Origin of the sequence: Capnocytophaga sputigena (genome assembly GCF_002302495.1) — a bacterium.
Classification (GTDB): Bacteria; Bacteroidota; Bacteroidia; order Flavobacteriales; family Flavobacteriaceae; genus Capnocytophaga; species Capnocytophaga sputigena.
Window position 1 is genome coordinate 671306 of sequence record NZ_CP022379.1, and the last position, 23895, is coordinate 695200.

The 23895-nt window shown below is 39.5% G+C and carries 19 protein-coding genes; 12 read left to right on the top strand and 7 right to left on the bottom strand.

All coding sequences use genetic code 11. The features are described from left to right. Positions 1 to 359: 359 nt before the first annotated feature. On the top strand, positions 360 to 848 hold the full coding sequence (locus tag CGC57_RS03055) for a thioredoxin family protein (RefSeq protein WP_095899450.1): 489 nt from the start codon (positions 360 to 362) through the stop codon (positions 846 to 848). A 1-nt stretch (position 849) separates the two neighbouring features. Here the strand turns inward: CGC57_RS03055 and CGC57_RS03060 are convergent, their stop codons facing one another. From CGC57_RS03060 to sov, 3 genes are read right to left on the bottom strand one after another with little or no spacing between them, the layout of a single operon-like run. Then, on the bottom strand, positions 850 to 1857 hold the full coding sequence (locus CGC57_RS03060; protein WP_095897911.1) for a Gfo/Idh/MocA family protein: 1008 nt from the start codon (positions 1855 to 1857) through the stop codon (positions 850 to 852). Positions 1858 to 1896: 39 nt separating this feature from the next. Further along, positions 1897 to 2499, bottom strand: coding sequence for an IMPACT family protein (locus CGC57_RS03065; RefSeq protein WP_095897912.1), 603 nt, complete (start codon positions 2497 to 2499; stop codon positions 1897 to 1899). A 45-nt stretch (positions 2500 to 2544) separates the two neighbouring features. Continuing rightward, positions 2545 to 9633, bottom strand: coding sequence for a T9SS outer membrane translocon Sov/SprA (gene sov, locus CGC57_RS03070; protein ID WP_095897913.1), 7089 nt, complete (start codon positions 9631 to 9633; stop codon positions 2545 to 2547). 254 nt (positions 9634 to 9887) lie between these two features. Here sov and CGC57_RS03075 point away from each other — a divergent pair, with 254 nt between their 5' ends. The 11 genes from CGC57_RS03075 (at position 9888) to CGC57_RS03125 (ending at position 20834) form a co-directional block, all read left to right on the top strand. Further along, a complete protein-coding gene (locus tag CGC57_RS03075; RefSeq protein ID WP_095897914.1) occupies positions 9888 to 11366 on the top strand; it encodes an MFS transporter in 1479 nt (492 codons plus the stop codon). A 48-nt stretch (positions 11367 to 11414) separates the two neighbouring features. Continuing rightward, positions 11415 to 12740, top strand: coding sequence for an MFS transporter (locus CGC57_RS03080; protein ID WP_040361637.1), 1326 nt, complete (start codon positions 11415 to 11417; stop codon positions 12738 to 12740). 144 nt (positions 12741 to 12884) lie between these two features. Continuing rightward, entirely contained in the window at positions 12885 to 13940 is a 1056-nt protein-coding gene (locus CGC57_RS03085) for a hypothetical protein (protein WP_040361639.1), read from the top strand. Positions 13941 to 13981: 41 nt separating this feature from the next. Further along, the gene (locus CGC57_RS03090) at positions 13982 to 16249 is read left to right on the top strand and encodes a molybdopterin oxidoreductase family protein (RefSeq protein WP_095897915.1); all 2268 of its coding nucleotides are present in this window, start codon (positions 13982 to 13984) and stop codon (positions 16247 to 16249) included. A gap of 43 nt (positions 16250 to 16292) precedes the next feature. Further along, on the top strand, positions 16293 to 16868 hold the full coding sequence (locus CGC57_RS03095) for a 4Fe-4S dicluster domain-containing protein (RefSeq protein WP_002681026.1): 576 nt from the start codon (positions 16293 to 16295) through the stop codon (positions 16866 to 16868). A 23-nt stretch (positions 16869 to 16891) separates the two neighbouring features. Then, positions 16892 to 17422, top strand: coding sequence for a QcrA and Rieske domain-containing protein (locus tag CGC57_RS03100; RefSeq protein WP_002681062.1), 531 nt, complete (start codon positions 16892 to 16894; stop codon positions 17420 to 17422). A 27-nt stretch (positions 17423 to 17449) separates the two neighbouring features. Beyond that, positions 17450 to 17749 carry a hypothetical protein gene (locus CGC57_RS03105; protein ID WP_040361641.1) on the top strand — a complete coding sequence of 100 codons (300 nt, stop codon included), beginning with the start codon at positions 17450 to 17452 and terminating at the stop codon, positions 17747 to 17749. After that, complete coding sequence (gene moaA / locus CGC57_RS03110; protein WP_095897916.1) at positions 17739 to 18731, top strand: GTP 3',8-cyclase MoaA; 993 nt, start codon at positions 17739 to 17741, stop codon at positions 18729 to 18731. The genes CGC57_RS03105 and moaA overlap by 11 nt, the downstream gene beginning before the upstream one ends. A 53-nt stretch (positions 18732 to 18784) precedes the next feature. After that, positions 18785 to 19546 carry a molybdate ABC transporter substrate-binding protein gene (gene modA / locus CGC57_RS03115; RefSeq protein WP_095897917.1) on the top strand — a complete coding sequence of 254 codons (762 nt, stop codon included), beginning with the start codon at positions 18785 to 18787 and terminating at the stop codon, positions 19544 to 19546. Beyond that, positions 19546 to 20214, top strand: a complete 669-nt coding sequence (modB, locus tag CGC57_RS03120) for a molybdate ABC transporter permease subunit (protein WP_095897918.1) — start codon at positions 19546 to 19548, stop codon at positions 20212 to 20214. Before modA ends, modB begins: the two co-directional genes overlap by 1 nt. Further along, a complete protein-coding gene (locus CGC57_RS03125; RefSeq protein WP_095897919.1) occupies positions 20214 to 20834 on the top strand; it encodes an ATP-binding cassette domain-containing protein in 621 nt (206 codons plus the stop codon). The genes modB and CGC57_RS03125 overlap by 1 nt, the downstream gene beginning before the upstream one ends. Positions 20835 to 20842: 8 nt before the next feature. Here the strand turns inward: CGC57_RS03125 and CGC57_RS03130 are convergent, their stop codons facing one another. From CGC57_RS03130 to tsaA, 4 genes are read right to left on the bottom strand one after another with little or no spacing between them, the layout of a single operon-like run. After that, positions 20843 to 21595 carry an SAM-dependent methyltransferase gene (locus tag CGC57_RS03130; RefSeq protein ID WP_095897920.1) on the bottom strand — a complete coding sequence of 251 codons (753 nt, stop codon included), beginning with the start codon at positions 21593 to 21595 and terminating at the stop codon, positions 20843 to 20845. Between the two features lie 12 nt (positions 21596 to 21607). Then, positions 21608 to 22378 carry an ABC transporter ATP-binding protein gene (locus tag CGC57_RS03135; RefSeq protein WP_095897921.1) on the bottom strand — a complete coding sequence of 257 codons (771 nt, stop codon included), beginning with the start codon at positions 22376 to 22378 and terminating at the stop codon, positions 21608 to 21610. Continuing rightward, positions 22369 to 23391 carry a FecCD family ABC transporter permease gene (locus CGC57_RS03140; RefSeq protein ID WP_095897922.1) on the bottom strand — a complete coding sequence of 341 codons (1023 nt, stop codon included), beginning with the start codon at positions 23389 to 23391 and terminating at the stop codon, positions 22369 to 22371. Before CGC57_RS03140 ends, CGC57_RS03135 begins: the two co-directional genes overlap by 10 nt. Next, entirely contained in the window at positions 23391 to 23870 is a 480-nt protein-coding gene (gene tsaA / locus CGC57_RS03145) for a tRNA (N6-threonylcarbamoyladenosine(37)-N6)-methyltransferase TrmO (RefSeq protein WP_095897923.1), read from the bottom strand. The genes CGC57_RS03140 and tsaA overlap by 1 nt, the downstream gene beginning before the upstream one ends. Positions 23871 to 23895 lie beyond the last annotated feature (25 nt).

The window sequence follows — 23895 nt, forward strand, 5'->3', positions numbered from 1 at the left end:
ATGTATTTCTTAAAAATGCTAATTACTGAGAAAGAAACTTTGTGTGTAAAATTACACACTTAGGGTTTCACGCGCAAAAATAATATATTTATTTTAAAATCAAATGGGTTACACAAACAATTAACATCTTTTTAACACTAGTAAAAACTTTTTTCTATCTAACTTACACATCTATTGTATAAATAAGAAAGATACAAAATTTGCTCTTTTATCTTTATTAACATTATCTATAGAAGATGATTAAACATACAGATAAATGATGAGGAGCGTGAGAAATGAAAGAAATAATGAAAAAAATCTTTTTCAACAGTTTATGGTATAAATTTTGTATTTTTTACCTCATCAAAAAATGTTGTTTTATGAATAATTTTATTTTTATAGTTTTATTAATTTGGACTGGAACTACTATAAATGCACAAACTAGCGAAGAAGTACAAAAAGAACGTGCTGGTTATGAACAACCTTATCACCCTGAAGAAGATGGTGATATGCGTATCAATCAGTTGTTGAAACAAGCTAAAAAAGAAGGTAAAAAAGTTTTGGTACAAATTGGGGGTAACTGGTGTGTGTGGTGTTTGCGTTTCAATCATTTAGTAACTACTACCCCTGAACTAAAGCAAATTCTCAACAAAAAATATATCTATTATCACTTGAACTATTCACCTGAAAACAAAAACGAAAAGGCTCTTAAAAAGTACGGCAACCCTGGTGAACAATACGGTTATCCTGCTTTTTTAATCCTCAGTGCTAAAGGTGAAGTACTCTTCACTCAAAAAAGTGAAGATTTAGAAGACGGCAAAGGGTATGATCCTAAAAAAGTAAAGAAATTCTTACAAGGAAGGTTGTAAATTAGCTAATTTGGCGATTTGCCAATTCATCAATGATATTAATTACTTCTATAGCCTCACTTGCGGGTATAGGATTTTCTTTTTTTCCTATGAGCGCTTGATAGAAATCTTCATAAAACTGCCAATAATTACCGTGTTGGGCTGTGGTGAGTGTGCGATTTTCAAGCGTATGCAAGATGCCATTAGGCTCTTGAATATTTGGTAACCAAGGTGTAGGAGCAGGAATAGTTCCTGCCACTAAAGCAGTTTCTTGTCCGTCAAAACGCTGTTGCAAAAAGCTGCCTTTAGTACCGTGTAACACATATTCCCATTGGCGTTCTAAAGCAAAGGTTGTAGATTTAAGACGTACACGCAACTGATTGTTATAGAAGCATATCACTTCAAAATAATCGTCGGTTTGAGTTCCTTTTCTAAGGTAGCCCAAATCGGCGTATGTTTTTATAGGTTTTCCAAATAATTGCAAGGCTTGGTCTATAAGGTGTGCGCCCAAATCATAAAGTGCTCCTCCCCCACTCTCGGCAGTTTCTTTATGGGCTTTAGCACTGATACTATCACGGAAACGGTCGAAGCGTATTTCTACTTCTTTAAGTTCGCCTAATACACCGCTTTTTACTATTTCCTTTACCTTTAAGTAATCACCATCATAGCGACGATTTTGATAAACCATGAGTAACTTTCCTTTTTCTTTAGCTAAAGTATCAAGAGCACGAGCTTCTTCAGCAGTTACTGTAAAAGGTTTTTCAACTAATACGTGTTTTCCTGCTAAAAGGGCTTCCTTGGCATATTCATAATGGGTTTGTACGGGAGTATTGACAACTACCACATCTACCGAAGGGTCTTGTAGCATTTCGGCTACTGAACGATACAATTTACTTTTGGGATATAATTCACGAGATTCTGAGCGATGGCGTTCTACCACCGCATAAAGGTTGAGATGAGGATGTTGAGCGATAAAAGGAGCGTGAAACACACGTCCGCTCATTCCAAAACTACAAAGTGCTATATTCATTTTTTAGGTAACAAATAACAAGTAAGAGGTATCAAAATGTTAATCTTTAACTATTAATACTCCATAGATATTCTCAAAAAGCTCTTGCATTCTTTGATAATCACTTTGGCGAATAGTAAGGTGTAACTCACAATTTTCGGTAAGTAACTGCTGGGTGATATTGAGGTTTTGCTCCTTTACTACGCGCATTACTTTGTTCATTAATGGATATTCAAAACGAATACGCAACTCTTCGGTAATGAGTTTTTCTTCAATTTCGGCTTCTTGCAGGGTAAGTTGGGCAGTAGTTCTATAGGCTTGTACTAATCCGCCGACACCTAACTTAATTCCTCCAAAATAACGCACCACTATGACTAGTATATTAGTGAGCTCAAAGGACTGAATTTGCCCGTAAATAGGTATACCTGCCGTGTTATTAGGCTCACCGTCATCGTTAGCACGATAGCGTTGGTTAGTACCATGACCTAATTGCCACGCATAACACCAATGTCGTGCTGAAAAATGTTCCTTTTTCACTGCCTCAAGATGCGCTTTTATCTCCTCTTCAGAGGTAACTGGAAAAGCATAGCCGAGAAATTTACTACTCTTCTCTTTAAAGATTACCTCTTGTACAGAGGAAGCTATGGTTTTATAAGTATCCATTATTCAGGTGTCAGGTGTCAGGTGTCAGGTTTCAGGTGTCAGGGGTTATTGAAAGGTGTATTTCACTGAGAGTCCTGTACGGATAGTGGTCATAGGGAAGGCTGTAGAAATAGCCGATTTAGAGAAATTGTATTGGAAATAATACGATGCCAATAAGTTACGACTGAGGGCATACTCGGCAGTGAGATTACCTAACCAAGAGGTTTGTCCTGCAGTTACTTGGTTGTTAAATATTTCCATATTACGTATTACGGTAAACTCATTGAGGTAAGAAAGCGTACCTTTGAGCACCAAATCACTCTTCAGCGTAGTGAGATTACCATTCACTCGAGTTACAAAAGTCAAGTTTTTAAATCGATATCCTAATCCAAATTTATATTCTCGTTTGAGGATTTCGGTAAGATAATCATTGTCTAAACTGATAGAAATGGTACGATCGCGGTTGAACTCTGCCAAGAGACTCATAGAGTTTTTAAGTTCCATATCGGCACGGATAAGCGGATTGAACTGCTCAGCAAGGGTAACCGTAGAATACAATTTCTCATTTAGAAAATCGCCTGCTACATTCGTTTTATTAGGGTTTGCAGGTTCATATTCCAAGTTGGTGCGGAACTCACTAAGTGAATAGCTCGCACGATAGCCGTGTGCCAATGAGAAACGGCGGAAAGTATTCTTAATAAACTCAATACGCATCAAGCCTGTATAACGCACATTCCATTCAGGGATAGGAATATTTTTGAACGCATCAAGAGACACTCCACTGGCATTACCACCTGAATAAGCCGCAAAGAACGCTGGAATCATCACCGCCTGACTTTTTTTGCTGTATCCTATAGGATAACCCTCGGCATCTACCGATGAAGGATTCAAGCCGCGAGCCTCAGCTAAACGACGAGCGACTGTAAGTCGGTTGTCTTTAAAACGTTCAAAGGCAGCTGAGTTGTATTCGTCTATTTTATTGAAAGCCGTTGCAATAAGGTTAGTAGAAATATTAAAACTACCTACCTGATTGCCTACTAATTTGTTGTATACAAAATTGCGCACCTCAAAGGTTTCGGTATAGTTTTCTGTAAATTGCCTATTAGCCTTTAAGTTGATTTGCAAATCAGGGATTGGTTGCAAATTAGCGGTGAGCAAGAGTTGTTTTTCTTGTGATCTGATATATTGGTCGTTGAAATCAGCAAATTCAGTAAGCTGACCACGTTTAGCCATTTCGTAGCGCAAATCGGTTTGGTCACCAAACATAAAGCCTGCCGAAGGTTTGAAAGTTCCTAAGAAACCTACTTGCTGGGTGTAACCTGGAATAGTGCGAGCATTGGTAACTGAATAGTTCACACCTGCGGTTTTAATCATCGTTAAAAGAGATTTACCTACGCTAGCCTTCTCACCTCTTGGGGTAGGTTTAACTCCCAAGTAGCGATACAACTGATCGAAAGTAAGATTCGCTGTAAAGTTGTGAGTATTTCCATTTTGTAAGGTATTCACTTCTTGGCGAGCCAACTGCAAGAGAGTTTGTGATCCGCGTTGGTAATCAAAATCACCTGAATATGTATAGTTTGCACGGATAAACTCAAAGTAAGGGAACTTCGCAAAAGGCAATTCGTAATTCACTTGGAATTTAGAGAAGAAATGATCAGGAGTCCCTAAATCCCAGAAGTTATTCCACAACGATACCTCTCTATCTACTCCTGATATATCACCATTGGCGTCGTATTTATAGTAATTGCGAATAATGCTATTATTAGTTGCATTAAAATTGAGGCGCAATGATTTGGTGAGATTGTAGTTAATCGCGTATTGGTGATTCATTTGATAATTGCGTTGTTGCAATTCTGGCAAGGCACGTTGCTGACTTGCATTTATACCATCGAAATGTACATCACGGAACAACTGCTTAGTGAATGAACGATTGACATCTGCTGTAAACATAATGCTTGTAGGCAAAATATTCAGATTCATATCAGCCAACCACTGCCAATAACGTTTGCCTGCAAATTTGCTACTCTTTTTGAAAGGCTCTACAGTCGTAGGTTTAAACGTATAGTTGTACATAAAGCCTGCACGTACTTGTTGCTCATCTTCATAACTAAGCTCGTAATCGCGGTGGTTTTTCTCGTTATAAGCGTAGTTGAAAGTAAAGTTTTCGATGTTGTAGATATGGTTCTTTTGCCCTTCAGCTAAGTTTTTCTTCACCCCAATAAGGTTGATACCGCGTCGCAAGGTATAATCTTCGGCTTGCCGCTTGATAATTTCACGTTCATTTTCATTTTGAGCAACATCCAAGCGGTCTTTCAATCTGATATCTTGATATACAGGATCATACTCTGGTGTTGAGAGCTTTTGAGAGTGATTCAAACCTACGGGTATTTGCATATTCCACTTAGGAGGCAAGAGTTTCCCTGCATTGATATTCATCATCACGTCATACTCACGGGTACTTTCGAGCGCACGTTGGTTAGGCGCTTGGTCTACAGCCCCAAAGCCGACAGTGTGCATACGTCCTGTAGCCGAAATATTCAGTAATTCAGAAGCATTAGCATCCAATGAACCAACGGCAGCCCAGCCACCGCGATTTTCTAATTCGGCAACACGGAGTTCGTTGAACCAAAATTCACCACTGAGGGGGTGCCCCGATGCATTTTTAATTCCCAACATCACCGCACGCACGCTACCTAAGGATGGATTTCCTTTGATGACATAGCGGTTTTGCCCCGCGATATGAGGAGTAGTGTAAGGACTAGTAATTACATTAAAATTATGATCGTAATACGTTTCATCACTCAGTCCTCCTACACTTCTCAGTTTAATAGCTTTGAGCTTAGTGAGCACTTCCATTGGGATATTCAGTTCGTTTTCTTTAGGCCATATTAGGTAATCGGCACTTGCTCCTGCAGGAGTTACCTGCAAGGGGACTTCTATTTGGTAGTAGTTGTTGTTAAAATCGGTACCTATTCGTATAAAAGCCACAGCCTGATTATCGGTCAAGGGATTCTTTTTATAGGCTTCGGCGTGTACGAACATCTTGATATATTTGTATTGTCGCAAGTCAAAACGCAAGGCTTTATACACAGCACGACTGTCCTGATCTCTCAGTTTATGCACTATATATGAAAGAGCTTGTTCATTCTGTTCTACCAAGGTATTATTGGTATTGATACGTTCGCGGTGTACCCCTGGTGGCATACGATAAGGAATAGGCTGACGATTTTCATTCTCAATAAGGTTTACTGAGTTGATTTCGACAGTAGTTTCCGAAGTAACGCCAATATTTTCATTGAGTGGATAGTTGTAGTAACGCCAATCGCCACGAATGAGATCGAGTGTACCAAAGCGCAAGAGCATCTCATTTTGGAAACCAGTAAGGTACATCCTCATATGGGTCATTGAGTTGATAATGCTTATCTGTTCTGTTGTATTAGAAGTTGTACTAATAATCGTTCCAACCCCTTCACGCCATAGTTTACCACTGGCAATTGGTATTTTATACTGTATCCATCGAGCCGATACTTGTTGTCCGTTAGGTGCTTCTACTGAAACTGTACGAATGTCGTTTACATAAGGGTCGTTAATTGGATCATCAATTTTAATTCCTGGGTGAAGATTCACTCGGTATTCCAAATAGTTATTGGCAGTATTCATCGTATAATCACCATTGATATCCTCGTGATCAGGTATGGTTGTAGAACCTCTATTGCTATCGGTATTATTTACGGGTGAGTTGCCCTGAGTACCATTATAGTTATAGTAACGATTGAGGATACCTCCGCTACGCGCCAAGAAATATTCGTAGTTATCCATTGCAGGGTCGTTAGGCGAAGTAGCAAGGTTATTGGTATAAATATTTCTTTCATCAGTATCTGTAAGTCCGTCAAGTCCTATATCTTGTAAACTGCGGTTAGAAGGATTCTCATCAAATGCATAAACTAATGATTGAGCGGCAGGTACTTTACCCCAAGAAGTTGGGTTAGTGCTAGCGGTAGACGAAAGTCCAGGTAAGCCATTTTCATATTGCTTGCGACCGTCTTTAAGAACGTCTTCAGAGATATTTCCTAAGTTGAAAACTAACTCTCCATTACCACTATATTCACCTGAATAATATGGATCCATTACCCAAAATTGCAAAAACTCTATATTGCTCTCTTGAAAATCTGAATAACTCATACCGCGCATAATACCTCCCCATTTATTTTCGGTATTGAAAGAAGGGCTGTTGTTATAAGGTCCTTTTATATTAGGGTAGTAAGCCAAATCCAGCGTAGTTTGGACTAAAGATTGCCCTTGTGCTAATTGCTGTTGAGGGAAGATTTCTTCTACAAAAATACGACGGGTACTATTTTTAGAAATTTCGTTGCTATTTACATCTGAAGGTTTTTGAGCAGAATAGAACACAGGGTCAATAGTATACCACGCCAATTTAGCACGACCAAAACTATTGCGCAAGTTATCAGTATCGGTAGGACTACTTCCGTAAAGAGTACGTGAAGCTGTACCACTACCTTGTCCAAACTCTAAAGGTGTACTTGCTAATTTCCAAGCCAGAGGTGAACGTATATCAATAGTGGCTTGAGCTGACTCAAAATCATCTAAATATACAGTTGTTTCGCCATCAAAATCATCGGCTTTAGGGGTACTAGCTCTCAAATAAGCAAACTCACCACGCAGTGAGAGGTTAGAAGGTGCATCACTCTTGATAGTAGGAATACGGTTTACCCAACGAGTAAGAAAAGGTAACTCAGTAGAATAAGTAGCTCCTACCCCAAAAATTGTATTATTCACACTCTCTTGCCCATAGCTTGTTTTTTGAGTATAAGGTCGTTCGCGTAGATTTACAATTGCTCCATTTACAACGAACTTATCATTAAATTTATGTTCCACATTCACACCCATATAGCGCGTGGTCTGTCCGCCAAAAATAAGGTTGTTCTCTACTGATACTTGTATGGGCAAATTAGAGGCTTCTAAACTCGCATTGATAATCTCCACTGTACCCGATTGGTAATCCACCAAATAATCAATCCCCTCTACAAGTATACGTCCACCTGCCGTTACTACTACTGAGCCACGTGGCACGTTGAAAGCCCCTAAGGATATGCCGCGACGTGAGGAGGCTTTGTAGCGACCTTTCATCACAAACTTGTTCTTGTCGCCGTCCATTTGGGCTTGCGATTTAGTGTTTTTATACAGCGAAGTATAAACGTATTTTTTCTGATTGTTGTTGTAAGAAAGAGGGTTGCCGTAATCTGTTCCTCCTCCTAAAGTGTTGTAGAGAAAACTACCAAAAGGTTCTACTTTAGTAAAGAAGATTTTGCCGTACTGTTCATCGATAGTAATGCCAGGCAGGTAATCGAAGAAACCATCACCCCCTGGTTGAGGGTCGTTGTATTTATTGAGGCGGTCGAAATTAAAAAGATTGAGCAAAATACGATCGTCTAAACTCGCAGGCCAACCTACATTATCCACCTTTTCTATATAGTTAATAGGCGACGGATTAGAATAAAATATATTCATACGAAAATCCTCTGCCGAAAGTCTTGCTGTCCCTACCGAATAAACGTTTTTCATCATTAAATCCCAAATAGGGTCATTCACGTTCAAACGATTGCTTTTGAGCATCTTCAATACTAAAAGATTATTGGTAATAGCATTGTTACCGCCACCATAAATCTGATTAGTAGTTGCCGAAATACCATCATTAGCAAACTCACCTACTTGATACACTTGGCTACCATAGGTATATTGGTAAGCTACTGCTAACACCTCATCACTGCTCAAAGCTGTAACAAGAGATATATAACCAAGTTTATTATCTACCTTATAATCAACTCCTTCTTCAAGTTTTCGTGCATTTTCAATGATAGCATAGTCATAACCTTGACTTACATACGAAGCATTTGTTCCAAAACCTTGTTGTACCGTTGCTACATCGCGAATTGCATTGGTAAGTACTGAATTAGATGTTCCTATTCGGGTAGGGTCGTATTTATTAGCAGCATTGGTAGGCATATTATTTGTAGTAGCATTGAAAAAGGTAGAACCTGCCTTATCTTTCAAACGGGTATTTACTTCTTTAGGCTCTCCTAAGTCTTGCAATGCCAAGATATTGCGAATATTACCCATACGGCTATTGCGGTTGGTAACCCATACCTCTAAACGAGTAATTTGTACTTTACTATTGATAAAAGGATAGTTCTCTAAGGCGCGATCGTAGTTATCACGGAAGAATTGTGCTAAGAAGAAGTTACGGTTTTCATCGTAGTCTAAAGCCGAAAATTCAAATTCGGTAATGGTACCACCACCTTGTGCGCTCACCGTTTTACGCTCAGATTTCTGTTCAGAGAATACCCCAGTAATAGTTGTACGCCCAAACTTCAGTTCTGTTTTCACCCCAAACAGACTCTGTGAACCAGTAATCAGTGAGTTAGACATCGGCATAGAGATGTTTCCTAACTCTACTTTCTGTACAATATCATCTTCATCGGGTGAGTACTCTAATTTAAAGACATTTTGAAAATCAAAAGATGCTTGAGTGTCATACTGTGCATTGAGACTCAATCTTGTACCTATTTTCCCTGTAAGCCCCAAACTGATGCGCTGTTCAAAATCTAATCCCCAAGAACTACGATATCGCGGACTTACCACAGGGTTGTCATTACGGGTATAGCGTACACCCAAATCTACCCCTACACTCCCTTGTGGTGTGAGTTCTATATTGCGCCCCCCAAAGATACTTTCAAAAAAATCGGAATTTATATACAATTCAGGCAACAAATTGCGTTGTGCTTTTTTCTTATCAATAGTACCAGAAGCTGTATCACCCAAAGTTGCGAGTTTTTCATCGTAATACGCTTTCATACGCTCACGTAAAACTAAGTTCTCGTATTCCTTTACAGTGAGGAACATAGGTGTTCTAAGGTCGTATTTGCCAAGTTGTTCGGTATACACATAGCGATCAAGTGTAGGGTTATAGGTATACTGATGCACAATACTTTTAGGCTGCTCTAACCCCACACGCCCAATGCCATTGCGCACGGTCGTCTCGGTTTGAGTACCTTCGGTAGTAGTGGGAGTTACTTGAGCTTGAGTTGTTAAAACACTGAAAAAGAGTAGTATGAATAGTGTATAAGTATATTTCATAATGGGAGATACATTATAGGAGAATATAAATCGGGGCAAAGATAAAAAACTATTGACAATTTCCAATTAATAATTAACATTTTTAACAATCTGTTATTTTTTCTTTTTAAGAAGTTTTATAAAAGTTGTTGAATTAATAATCGTATAAAAAAATACTTTATTATCACAAACTGATAATTATCATAGTTTCATTTTCTTTCAAACACTTACATTTGCCGCCTAATTTAATCTTTTTATAAATAAACTAATTATTAATGAATTCTACAACCTCTTTGCGTACTTCGCATTTTGTGCTTACGCTCAACACTTTAGCTTTTACTATTTGTTTTGCCTGCTGGACACTGAACGGTGTTTTGGTAACTTATTTAGTAGATAATGGTATCTTCAATTGGAGTGTAGTACAAACAGGCTGGCTCTTAGGATTGCCTATCCTTTCAGGTTCTATCTTCCGCCCTTTGATGGGGATGCTCACCGATAAATACGGAGGGAAACCCGTGTTTAGTACATTGCTTATCTTCTGTGCTATCCCATTCTTTTTGATGTACTTCGTAAATTCATATTGGATGTACTTCATTTTGAGTATTCTTTTTGGTATGGTGGGAACAGGTTTTGCTGTAGGGATTGCTTTTACGTCAGTATGGTATCCTAAAAACTGGCAAGGTCGTGCACTCGGTATTTTCGGTATGGGAAATGCAGGGGCAGCTCTTACTACTTTTTTAGCACCTACACTACTTAAATGGCTCACTAACAACAATGAGAACTTAGATGGATGGCGTTGGCTACCTATAATCTACGGGTGTGTAATTTTATTAATGGGCTTGATATTTTTGTTCTTTACCAAAAATAAAAAAGCTGCACAAGCACCTAAATCAATGCACGAAATGATCACTCCGCTTAAATCTACTCGTGTATGGCGTTTTGGGTTGTACTATTTCTTAGTATTCGGTTTGTTTGTAGCCTTCTCACAATGGCTATTACCTTACTATATCAACGTATACAGCACAACCTTGATATTAGGAGGTATGCTTGCTTCAGCCTTTAGCTTGCCCAGTGGGGTGATTAGAGCACTTGGAGGTTACTTATCCGATAAATTTGGTGCGCGTGCCGTAATGCACTGGGTATTACTTTCTTCTCTTATCATAGGAGGACTCTTGATGTTGCCTAAAATGGAAATTCTTACTCCAGGAAAAGGAGTAGCAGCCAAGAAAAATACTACTGTTGAAAAAGTAGAAGGAAATGCTATTACCCTTGCTACAGGTGAAGTGATACAACTTACAGAAAAACCTGAAATTAAAGATGGTAACTACATTTTCCCAAAAAGTTATTCGTGGCAAGAAGCCCTCGTGAAAGAGAACCAACAAGTGAAGAAAAAAGAAGTGCTTGCCCAAGGACAAACACTCATTAAATTTGAAGCACACTTGTGGGTATATACTATCTTGGTAATCCTCATTGGTATTATGTGGGGTATTGGAAAAGCAGCGGTATACAAATACATTCCTGAATATTTTCCTAATGAAGTAGGTATTGTAGGAGGTATGGTAGGACTCATCGGTGGATTAGGAGGTTTTATAGGACCTATCCTCTTTGGGTATCTTCTTGACTTTACAGGTTTATGGACAAGCTCTTGGATTTTTGTATTCCTCACTTCGGCTGTCTGTCTCTACTGGATGCACCGCACTATCAATAAACTAAACAAAAAAGCAGCCCCAGAGTTGCGAGATAAAATTGAATAATTAGTAATTGACTAATTGACAAATCAACAAATTGACAAATTAATAAAAATGAGTAAATGGTTATCACAATGGGAGCCTGAAAACGAACAGTTTTGGCATTCCACAGGAAAAAAAATAGCGAATAGAACGCTTACAATTACTACTATCGCGCTTACAATGTCGTTTGCGTGCTGGTTTCTATACAGTGCCGTAGTGGTACAATTACCTAAAATTGGGTTTCATTTCACTGATGACCAATTGTTTTGGTTGGCAGCGATGCCTGGTTTAGCAGGAGGGCTTTTGCGTATCCTCAACACTTTCTTGATTCCTATCTTCGGAACACAAAAAGTAGTATCTATCAGTGCTTTATTAAAGATTATCCCTTTATTGATGTTAGGTTTTGCCGTAATGGATCCTTCATCATCTTATAGCTATTTTATGCTAATAGGATTCTTGCTCGGTATAGGAGGTGGTGACTTCTCATCCTATATGCCTTCTACTTCTTTATTTTTCCCTAAACGCCTATCAGGTACCGCTTTAGGTATTCAAGCAGGGGTAGGAAACTTTGGGGTGAGTTTGGTACAATTGCTTTCTCCTATCGTCATCAGCCTTAGTATTTTTTCCTTCTTAGGAGGAGGAGAAACAGTGATAGCAACTGGCAAAACTATCTTTTTAGAGAACGTAGCCTTCATCTATGTGATTCCGTTATTTCTTGTAGGTATATGGGCTTGGGTATCATTGAAGAGTATCCCTGTAAAAGCCTCTTTTAAAGAGCAGTTGGATATTTTTGGTGATAAACACACTTGGTATTGCACTGTCACTTATATTATGACTTTTGGGATTTTCGCAGGACTTTCAGCGGCTTTCCCATTGATGATTAAAAATATGTATGTGCCTTTGGATAATACTCTCGAGCCTTTGCATTACGCTTTCTATGGACCTCTAATTAGTTCGGCAATGCGTGTGCTTTTTGGTAAAATAGCTGATAAATTTGGAGGGGCTATCCTCACCCATATCACTGGTATTGCAATGGCGATTCTCTTTGCTATACTTATCTTGGGAGGTTATCTTACCCCTACTTCAGCAGACCAGTTCCCGATGTTCTTCACTATCATTATGGTGATTTTCTTCTTTACAGGAGTAGGTAATGCTGCTACTTTCAAGCAATACCCTACTATTTTTGCTGCTTCACCACGTAAATCAGCAGGAGTAATAGGATGGACAGCTGCAGTAGCTGCTTTTGGTCCTTTTATCTTCAATATAATGATTCCTCAATCACGTGCTTGGTTTGGTAATTCGGAACCTTTCTTTTGGTGTGTATTTGCTTTATGCGTGATTGCAACGTGGATAAATTGGTACTTCTATACCCGTAAAGGTTGTGAGAGACCAAGTTAAATAAATTGTTAAAAAAGAGGTAATAACCTTATATTACAACAACTTACATAAAACAAGTGAATTACGAATGATTCTAAATTACTGGAAATATTTGTAATTCACTTTTTTAGTCGTATTTTTGTCCCCTAGAGTAAAACAAAATTTATGTTCCGTATTTTTACTAAAATAAACAAAAAGGCATTTCGCAATGCTATTATTGCTACTTTAGGAGTAATAGCTATTACCGTGATAGGCTCTGTAAACTTGCAGAACTACGATGCCGCCCTGATGATATACTTTTTTGGTACCATCAGTATGACCTTTGGGATTGCTTACCGTCACTCGATATGGTTGCAACGCCCTCCTACCAAAATGTATTGGAAACGCACTTGGCAGCTTTTGCGCAGTAGAAACTATTGGTCTCAGTTGAAGAACTATGGGAAACTGTCGTTCAAGAACTTACTGCTTCAAAAGTTCATTATGCCTCGTGGCAAGATGCGTTGGGTAGGGCACTTCTTATTAGCTGTAGGTTGCTTAATCTCCTTTGGAGTAACCTTTGGGCTTACCTTTGGGTGGATGCACTTCACCTTAGTACCCGGCACTACCGATATGTATGAAACCCACTTTATGGGCTTCACCGTAATGGAGTTCAAACTCGGTACTATTGTAGCTTTATTTCTCTTCCACATCCTTGTTTGGACAGCTATAATGGTTATTATAGGTAGTGCTATAATGATGCACCGTCGTTTCATAGACGAGGGGCAAATGGCTACTCAGTGGTTTGAGCGCGATTGGGTGCCACTTATTCTACTTATCATTGTATCAGTAACCGGTTTAGGTATTTGGTTTGACTATTCATTTTTAGAAGGAAAAATGAGTCAGTTTATGGCTATTACCCACGCTATCACTGTAGCGATGTTTCTAATGTGGATTCCTTTTGGTAAATTCTTCCATATCTTCCAGCGTCCTGCTCAAATAGGGGCAAATGTATACCGCATAGAAGGTGCTAAAGAAGGAATGCAAGTTTGTCCTCACACTAAAGAAGAATACGCTTGCAAAATGCAGATTAACGATCTTAAAGAAGTAACCAAAGAGCTCGGTTTCAAATTAGAAAACGAAAAGGGAATGAGCTATTTGGAGTACAGCCCTGAAGGCAAACGCTGTATGCTTGCCAAAGCACACCTCAAAGCCCGTGAAGAAGCGGGTAGTTTCTTCGGTTAATTCCTAATATCACTAATTTTAAAAGAAAACACTAAAAGATTATGGCAACGTTACCCGTATCCGTAGATGAAATTATAGCTAAATGGGGACCTCATAAACACTATATGACCAAAGAGAGCGCTAGAGCACGTGCCTCTCAAACCGCTGATGAATTTGTAAAAACACACTGTTGTTTTTGTGGATTACAATGTGGCATTAAGCTAAAAGTAAAAGATAAAAAAGTAGTAGGCTTTGAACCTTGGCGTGAGTTCCCTTTTAATGAGGGTCGCCTTTGCCCAAAAGGGGTTCAACGTTATATGCAAGACAACCACCCCGACCGCCTATTGCAACCTATTAAACGCGTAGAAGGCGTGGGATTTGTACCTATTGAATGGGAAGAAGCCTATAGCACTGTAGTGAGCGAAATCAAGCGTATCCAAGAACAATATGGCAGAAACGCTTTTGCAATGCTTTCAGGCGTATCACTTTCTACTGAAAAGAGTTATTTGGTAGGAAAATTTGCCCGTGTAGCTCTTAAAACAGCTAACTTAGATTACAACGGACGTTTGTGTATGGTAAGTGCTGGGGCTGGTAACAAAAAGGCTTTCGGGATGGACAGATCGTCTAACTCTTGGGCTGACCTCGCTCACGCTGAAGTGATTATTATAACAGGGGCTAATATCTCCGAATGTTTCCCTGTGCTTACTTATCGTATATGGGAAGCCCGCGACAACGGGGCAAAAATCATAGTAATCGACCCACGTGTGATTCCGTTGGCTCGTACTGCCGATGTACACCTTCCGTTGCGTTCAGGTACTGATACTGCGTTGATGAGTACTATGTTAAAAGTACTTATTGACAACGATTGGTTAGACCACGATTTTATTGATAACTATACCTCTGGCTGGGAAGAAACTGCTAAAACAGTAGAACACTGCACACTTGAATGGGGAGAAGAAATTACAGGAGTACCTAAAGAGCTCATCTACAAGGCTGCTGAGATGTGGGGAAAAGCTAAAACTTCATTCCTCGTACACGCTCGCGGTATTGAGCAGCACCGCAAAGGGGTACTCAACGTATTGAGTTGTATCAACTTAGTGTTGGCTACAGGTCGTATTGGAAAACCTTACTGTGGCTATGGTACTATCACAGGGCAAGGTAACGGACAAGGAGGTCGTGAGCACGGACACAAATGCGACCAGCTTCCTGGTAACCGCGACATCGAAAACCCTGAACACCGCCAGATAGTAGCCGATTTCTGGGGTATCCCTGAATCAGAACTACCGCGTAAAGGACTCAGTGCTTACGAGATTATTGATGCTATCAACAAAGGTGAAATCAAAGGGTTACTCTCTATCTGCTTCAACCCTATCATCTCTTTACCTAATAACAAATACGTAAAAAGTGCCTTAGAAAAACTAGAATTTTATGCAGGTATTGATTTCTTCCTCTCAGAAACATTGCGTCACGCTAACATCGTATTAGCGGGCTCTTTGCAAGAAGAAGAAGAAGGTACTACCACTACTTCAGAAGGACGTGTAGTACGTATTTCTGGAGCTGTAAACCCTCCAGGAAAAGCCAAACGCGATATCGAAATTCTTAAAGAATTAGCAAAACGCCTTGGTCAAGAAGATAAGTTTAACTTCCCTACTTCCGAGGATATATTTAATGAAATTCGCCATATTTCAAAAGGTTCGTATGCTGATTACTACGGTATTACTTACGAAAAAGTAGAAAAGAATATGGGAGTTTTCTGGCCCTGCCCAAGTCTTGATCACCCAGGTACACCACGCCTTTGGGAAGATAAGAAATTCAAAACTAATGACGGTAAGGCACACTTCAACCCTACGCCATATCAACCACCAGTAGAAGAACCCGATGCTGATTATCCAGTAGTGCTCACAACAGGGCGTGTGGTAAGTCAGTACCTCAGCGGTACTCAAACCCGCCGTATCGGTAAACTTGTAGATATCTATCCAGAGCCTCTAATGGAAATACACCCTGAATTGGCAGCTAAATACGGCATAGAAGAAGGCGACTTAGTGCGTATCAGTACCCGTCGTAACTCAGCTGTATTCCCTGCTAATGTAGTGGAAACTATCCGCAAAGATTCTATTTTTGTACCTTATCACTGGGGAGGAGTAAACTCTATCAATCAGCTTACTGTGGGACTTGAAGGGCTCGACCCTATCTCCAAAATGCCTGAGTTCAAAGTATGTGCCTGCAAAATAGAAAAAACAGGTGAGAAAAAAGCTAAGGACTCAGCTGAATACGCTTATCGCAGTCGTGATGTGCTATTCGCTGAAGGTGATACCCCTATTCCTAACTAAGAGAGTAAATCTAAACTATACAAAAGAGTAAAAACAAAATTCAATGGCAGATCAATTTAAGAAATTCAACGATATGGAGTTCTTCTTGGATATGCAGCGTTGTATAGGCTGTCACTCTTGTGAGATGGCTTGTGCAGAATGCGAAACCAATGGAGAAACCTCAATGATTCATATTCACTATGTAGATAGACGTGAAACTGTGCAAACCACTGTACAGGTGTGTATGCACTGCGATGACCCTATCTGCGCTAATGTGTGTCCCGCCGATGCTATCGTAAAAGATGAATTTGGCATAGTGCACTCCGCTGATGTCTCTAAATGTATCGGGTGTGCGAACTGCGTACTCAGCTGTCCGTTTGGGGTACCTCAAATCCCCGACCAAAATGCGCTTTTGATGATGAAGTGCAATATGTGTTACGATCGTACCAGTGTAGGTTTAAAACCTATGTGTGCTACTGTTTGCCCAAGTGGTGCGCTCACTTTCGATACCAAAGAAAACGTGGCTAAAAAACGCCCTAATAGTACTCCTATTAAGAAGTTTATCTTTGGTGAAGAAGTAGTAACTACTAAAGTAAACCTAATGATGCCTAAGGGCAGTGAAGAAATAAAAGTATTCTAATTTCTAAAAAACAACATTAAACAATGGGAGACGAAAATAAAAACATACCCGATTGGAAAGCTGATTTTCCTATTTCAAAAACAGAAGCAGGCTATGTAGCGCGTCGTGACTTTTTGAAAGTGATTACCCTTTTCTCAGGTATTATGGCGGTAGCAAGTGTATTTATTCCTGTGTTCAACTTTTTTCACAAAAGAAAACAAATCAAGGATTATTTTGTGTGCAACACCTCAGAATTGGCAATAGGCGGACAAAAAACATTCTATGTAGATGGTGATCATAGAAACCCTTATATGCTCATTCGCTTAGCTGAGAACGATTGGCGCGTGTACGAACAAAAATGTACTCACTTATCTTGTGCTGTGATTTATGACCACGAGCACCAAATGATAGAATGCCCTTGCCACCACGGATTTTTTGATGCCAAAGATGGTAAGGTATTACAAGGTCCTCCACCACGCCCACTACCTCAATTGGGTGTGGTAATTAAAGACAACAAAATATTTGTGGAAGATTACACTTATGAAAAGCAAATCAACCACAAAGCACATTCTTAAGTATTAATAACTAATAATTAACAAATTATGGCAATCAGAAAGAAACCCATATCAAAAGTGACCACACGTGTCAATGATATGTTAGTATTCATTATCGCTATTTACATTTTGCTCACAGGCTTACAAATGTGGCTTTTGTTTGGTAGTATCAACAAAGCCTTATACTTGTACAACACCGAGATTGATGTAATGCCTTTTGCTACTTGGTCGGCTATTGGTTCAGTAGTGATTTTTGCTTGCTTGCTCTTCTTCCTCCGCTATATCCCACTTATCAAAACGGGTAAACTATTGAAAGGCAACGAAAAAGAGGAAGAATATGAGTACTAATCTAATTGATTCATTCGGACGAAAACATACCTATTTGCGGCTATCCATAACGGATAGCTGCAATTTTCGTTGTTTGTACTGTATGCCTGATGAACCTTTCAGCAGTAGTTCTTCTTCTAAACTGATGAGTAGTGATGAAATATTTGGCATCTCTAAAATTTTCACAGAACAATTCGGTATTTCTAAAATTCGCATTACGGGGGGCGAACCCTTAGTGCGACACGATTTTGCTGAAATTATCGAAAAATTAGCAACCCTTCAGGTCTCCTTAGGAGTTACTACCAATGGGGTATTGTTAGACAAATACTTCTCACTATTGCAACAAAACCAAGTACAACTCTTAAACATCAGTATTGATTCGTTAGACAGCGAGCGCTTCAAGCAGATTACTAAACGTGACCTATTGCCTCAAGTGTGGGACAATATAATGCAGAGTATCAGCTTAGGGTTTAAAGTGAAACTCAATGCAGTGATTATGAAAGGGGTGAATGACGATGAGCTTCTTTCGCTGGCAATGCTCTCTCACAACTATCCCATTGAAATGCGTTTTATAGAGTTTATGCCTTTCTACGGCAATTCTTGGGAAAAAGGCAAAGTGATGCCAATAAACGAAATGCTTCAGGTTATTGAACGAGAATACTCTTGTATCAAGCTCCACGACGACAAACACGATACATCGCGTAAGTACAAACTCTCCGAGGATAGCAAAGGCTGTTTTGGCTTTATCACTACAATGAGCAACGCTTTTTGCGGTGGTTGCAATCGCATAAGGCTCACTTCTGATGGCAAGATGAAAAACTGCCTCTTTGGTGCGGAAGAATTTGATTTACTGAGTCTTTATAGGGCAGGTGAAGATATAGGCAACCTTATAAAAGAAGGCGTATGGCGCAAGCACAAAGAAAAAGGTGGTCAGTTTACTGAGATGAATACTGTTGATAACAGTAAGATTATCAACCGCAGTATGATAAAAATAGGAGGCTGATTTTTTTGATTAACGAAATGCTTTTTTATACATAACGTAAAAACCACTCTGATATGAAACATCTTTTTAAAACACTTTCCACACTACTATTATTGTTATTCGTTCATACGCACTCATTTGCTGCCGATAAAATTACGGTAGCCGCCGCAGCTAATTTGCGTTACGTATTAGAAGAACTGAAACAACAATATGTAAAATCACACAAAGGCACCCAAATAGATATTGTATTTGGAGCTTCGGGTACGCTCACTCAACAAATAGTAAATGGTGCTAATTTCGATTTATTTTTAGCTGCTAACACTAAATTTCCAGAAGAAGTGATTAACAAAGGTTTTGGTCACGGCAAATCTGTGGTGTATTGCTATGGCAAAGTTGCTCTTTGGAGTATGACTCTCAATGTAAAAAAAGGGATTAAAGCTACTTTAGAGAATCCCAAAATAACCCGTATAGCCATTGCAAATCCTAAATTAGCTCCTTACGGTAAAAATGCAGTAGAAACCTTGCAAAAATTAGGCTTATACAAGAATATAGAATCTAAAATAGTATGGGGCGAAAATATCAATCAAACAGCACATTTTGTCTCTACGGGCAATGCCCAAGTGGGGTTTGTAGCCCTTTCTACTATTTTAGCTCCTGAAATGAAAGGCAAACAAGGTAATTATTATGTGCTAAAAAATGAAGAATGCGCCCCTATTGCACAAGCTGGTGTAGTAATAAAAGATAAGAATACCGTACTTGCACAAGCCTTTTTAGATTATTTGCTAAGTGACAAAGCAAAACCTATTTGGAAAAAACACGGTTACGAATTAAAATAATGGAAGAATTTGTAAAAACCTTATTACTAACGGGTAAAATGGCAATAATTACTACTGCCGTTTTATTCGTTTTTAGTTTGCCTATCGCTTATTGGTTAGCTTACAGCAAGTTTAAGGGAAAAGTGATATTCGAGGCTTTGGTATGTATGCCTATGGTGCTTCCTCCTACCGTATTGGGCTATTATTTTCTCTTGCTCATCAGTCCTACACGAGGGTTTGGAAAGTTTTTAAATGAAACCTTTGATATTCAACTCGCTTTCACTTTCGAGGGGATTGTAATAGCTAGTATCATTGCCAATCTACCTTTTATGATTCAGCCTCTGCAAAACGGCTTCACTGCTTTACCCAAAAGTTTCAAAGAGGCGGCTTACACCTTAGGCAAAAGCCGATGGACAACCTTCTGGCGGGTGTTATTACCTAATATCAAACCTTCTATTATCACAGGATTGGCACTCACCTTTGCCCATTGTATTGGCGAGTTTGGCATTGTACTGATGATTGGTGGTAGCATTCCTCACGAAACTAAAGTAGCTTCTATCGAACTCTACGACCAAGTGCAAGCTCTCAATTATGATCTTGCTAACCAATATGCCCTAATACTATTTGCTATTTCGTTTATCCTGCTGATGATTATTTTCAGCATCAATAAAAAGAAAACAATCTTCTAATGATTACAATTGATATTTCACATACGCTCTACACTTCCAACGGCATCGCCGATTTATTGATACAAAAAACGTTTCGCGAAGGCGATTTGGTATTTTTATCGGGAGCTTCTGGGATAGGTAAAACTACCTTTTTTCGCATCTTAGCAGGATTGGTAAAACCCGATTACGGCTACCTCCGTATAGGTGATAAAATATTACTACGCACTGAAAAAGACATCAATCTTCCACCTCAACAGCGCGATATTGCCCTAATGTTTCAAGATTATGCACTCTTCCCTAATATGACTGTCTGGGAAAACATTGCCTTTGCCCAAAAAGAAAAAGATCTTACTTATATCACCCATTTGTTAGACGCTTTTCAAATGACAACTCTCAAAGACCGAAAAGTAACACAATTATCAGGGGGACAGCAACAACGGGTGGCTTTAGCGCGTACTTTGGCTCAAAAGGCTTCCATTACTTTGCTCGATGAGCCTCTCTCATCGGTAGATGCTACAATGAAAACCCTGATGAAACAAGAAATTCTCAATTTTCACAAAGAGACTCAAAGTACTGTGTTTATTATCAGTCATCAGCCTAAAGATTTTCAGGCAGAAGCCGATACTATTATAACATTATAAACATCTTCCTAAACTTTAAGAGGAATATCCAAAGGGATAATCTGTTTTTTTGAGAGGATTTCTACGTATTGTCCTACTGTGAAAAGCATAGGGCGCTTCATATCTATAGCGCGAAGTGTTTGTTCTACTTTTGCCAAAGTAGTCATTACCGAGGTTTGATCTTTTGCCGAAATACGTGAGGTTACAGCTACAGGCATATCTGCTGAAACTCCTGCCGATGTGATGATTGTTACTATTTCGGCTATACAATCGGTGTTGGCAAAGTAGATGTGAATGGTACTACCATATTTCAAGGTATTTGCCAATTCTTTCAGCAGTTGATGATTCTTCTCATTGTTGTGATACACAAAATTTACCGATACATCGCTTTCTTCCATTTCGGTAGTAGGTATCGCAAAAATATTAGTAGCAGCACACGATGCTGTAATCCCTGGTATCATAACAAAGTCAATTCCATTGGCTTTTAAGGTGCGTGCTTCTTTTCCTCCTCCGTTGAACATTAGGGCATCACCAGGTTTTAAACGACATACTTTCTTCCCCATATCATAATACTTTTTCATTTCATTGAGCATTGCTGTAGGGTCTATTTTCTTATCAATAGCTTTAATTTCAGCTTTGAAGTTAAATTCTTTTAGCAAACTGTCGTCGGGCATACAGTCAAACAAGATGACATCAGCCTCATCAAGGGCTTTTTTAGCTGCCAAAGTAAGTAGCTGTGGGTTGCCCGGTCCCATACCGATAATTGTAATAGGGTATTTCATTTTTTCAATATTTTAATGGTTTAAAGTATAGGGGAAACACACTTTGCGCCCCTCTATATCAATGATTTTCATATCTATATCATAAAGACTTTTCAAAAGTGCTTCACTCATCACCTCCTCAGGAGTGCCCGTTACAGCAAGTTTTCCGTCTTTCACTACCGCAACCTTAGAATTGCACAAAAAAACGTGGTCGGGGTTATGAGTAGAGAGCACAATGCCTATATGTTTGTTCTGCAATGATTTAATCTGCTGAATTACTTTTATTTGGTTACCAAAATCAAGTGCCGAAGTAGGCTCATCCATCACGATATACTCAGGTTCTTGTGTGAGGGCGCGTGCGATAATGGTGAGCTGTTGTTCCCCGCCACTCATCTGCGAAAACACCTTGTCTTTCAGCGATAGAATACCTATTTGAGCCATTGTTTCAGTAGCAATTTCTTTATCTTTTTTAGAGGGGAATCCAAAATACGACAAGTGTGGCGTACGTCCAAAGAGCACCACTTCAAAGGCAGTAAAACTAAAGTCAATCTTCCGCGCTTGGGGGATATAGGCTATTTTCTTAGCATTTTCTTGTTTTTTGCTGAAGTCAAAAGGTTGGTCGTCCAATAATATCTCTCCAGATAACTTCGGCAAAAGCCCTAATAAGGTTTTGAAAAGGGTCGTTTTTCCTGAACCATTCTTGCCCAACACACACAGTATTTCTCCTTTGTTCACCGATAGATTTACATCGCTGAGCACTGGCTTTTGGTAACCTATCGTTAGATTATTAGTGATTATTCCCATAAGTTGCGTTTGCTTTTTACCGATTTTAACACAAAGAAAAAGATAGGAGCTCCTATGATAGAGGCAATGATGCCCAAGGGGATTTCTAAGGCTGAAATGGTGCGCGAGAACAGGTCGATGAGCAGTAAGAACATCCCTCCTAAAATAAATGCCGACGGTAGCAACCAGCGGTTGTCCGAGCCTATGAGAAAACGCGCAATATGAGGCACTACCAGCCCTATCCAGCCTATGAGTCCGGTGATTGAAACTACGGTAGCGGTGAGCAATGTCGCCGATAAAATAACGATAAACCGCAATCGCGATACTTGTACCCCCATACTGCTGGCTTCTTCTTCACCAAACGACAGCACATTCAGTTTCCACGACGAGAGGTAAAGCGGAATGATAGCCAGTAGCACGATAGGGGCGACTATCATTATTTGTTCATTGGTGATATTGGTAAGACTTCCCATCAGCCAAAAAGTGATGTCGGGGAGTTTGTATTCGGCATCGGCGAGGTATTTGGTTAGCGAGATAAAAGCCCCAAACATAGAGCCTGTGATAATACCCGAAAGCAAGAGTACCAGTGTTTGGTTGTGCAACTTGCTGATACTTCGGCTCAAGCCTAAAGTTATGAATACAGCGGTTAAACCAAATGCAAAAGCCGAAAGCTGTATGCCCAACATACTCAGCGAAAAGAGTATGGCTACTGAGGCTCCAAATCCTGCTCCTGAACTCACCCCTAATATATCGGGACTAATCAGTGGGTTTTTGAACATTCCTTGATAGGCTACCCCTGATACTGCCAAGGCGCCACCTACCAATACAGCCCCCAGCACACGCGGTAAGCGCACTTCTAAAAGTAGCAAAGCGGTGTGTTCATCAACGGCTGCTTTAGAGAAGATAAATTTTATAATGTCGCCAATGGGCAGAGGATATCGTCCTACACTCAGCGCTATCAAGCAAAGCCCTATCAAGCATAGCAACTGAACGACCAACAGAGCGTTGCGTTTATGTAATGTTTTTAAAATCATTATTCAAATCTATTGTCTGATTTTAGAATTTCAGAAGTGAACTTTTTGCCCTCTAACCAGCCATTGCGCACTTCTGTACGATCATCAAAATAAGAATAATAGGGTTTGATATCCAATAACGGACTTCCATTGAGCATATCTACTCCGCAAAAATAAATCGTATTCCCTTCAATACGTTCTAAATTAACAATTGACATACCAATGCGGTTAGGGCGTTTAGGCGAACGCGTTGCAAAAACTCCGTGAGATACAGTATCCATAAAGGGCACTACCTCCAGTGCATAGCCCTCTACCTTGTGAAGCAAAAAGAGAAGAATGATATGTGAGAAGCCTTCTAAATCTTTTAATCCTTTCGCAAATTCCTCATAAATAATAGCTTTCCCTTGCGTATGAGCTACTACTGAAGGCTGTATAGGCATATTGGCAACTGCTTCAAAAGGTGTTTCAAGATACCCTATAGGAGTGATTGTAATGTCCATAAGCAAAAAATAAAGTGCAAAGATA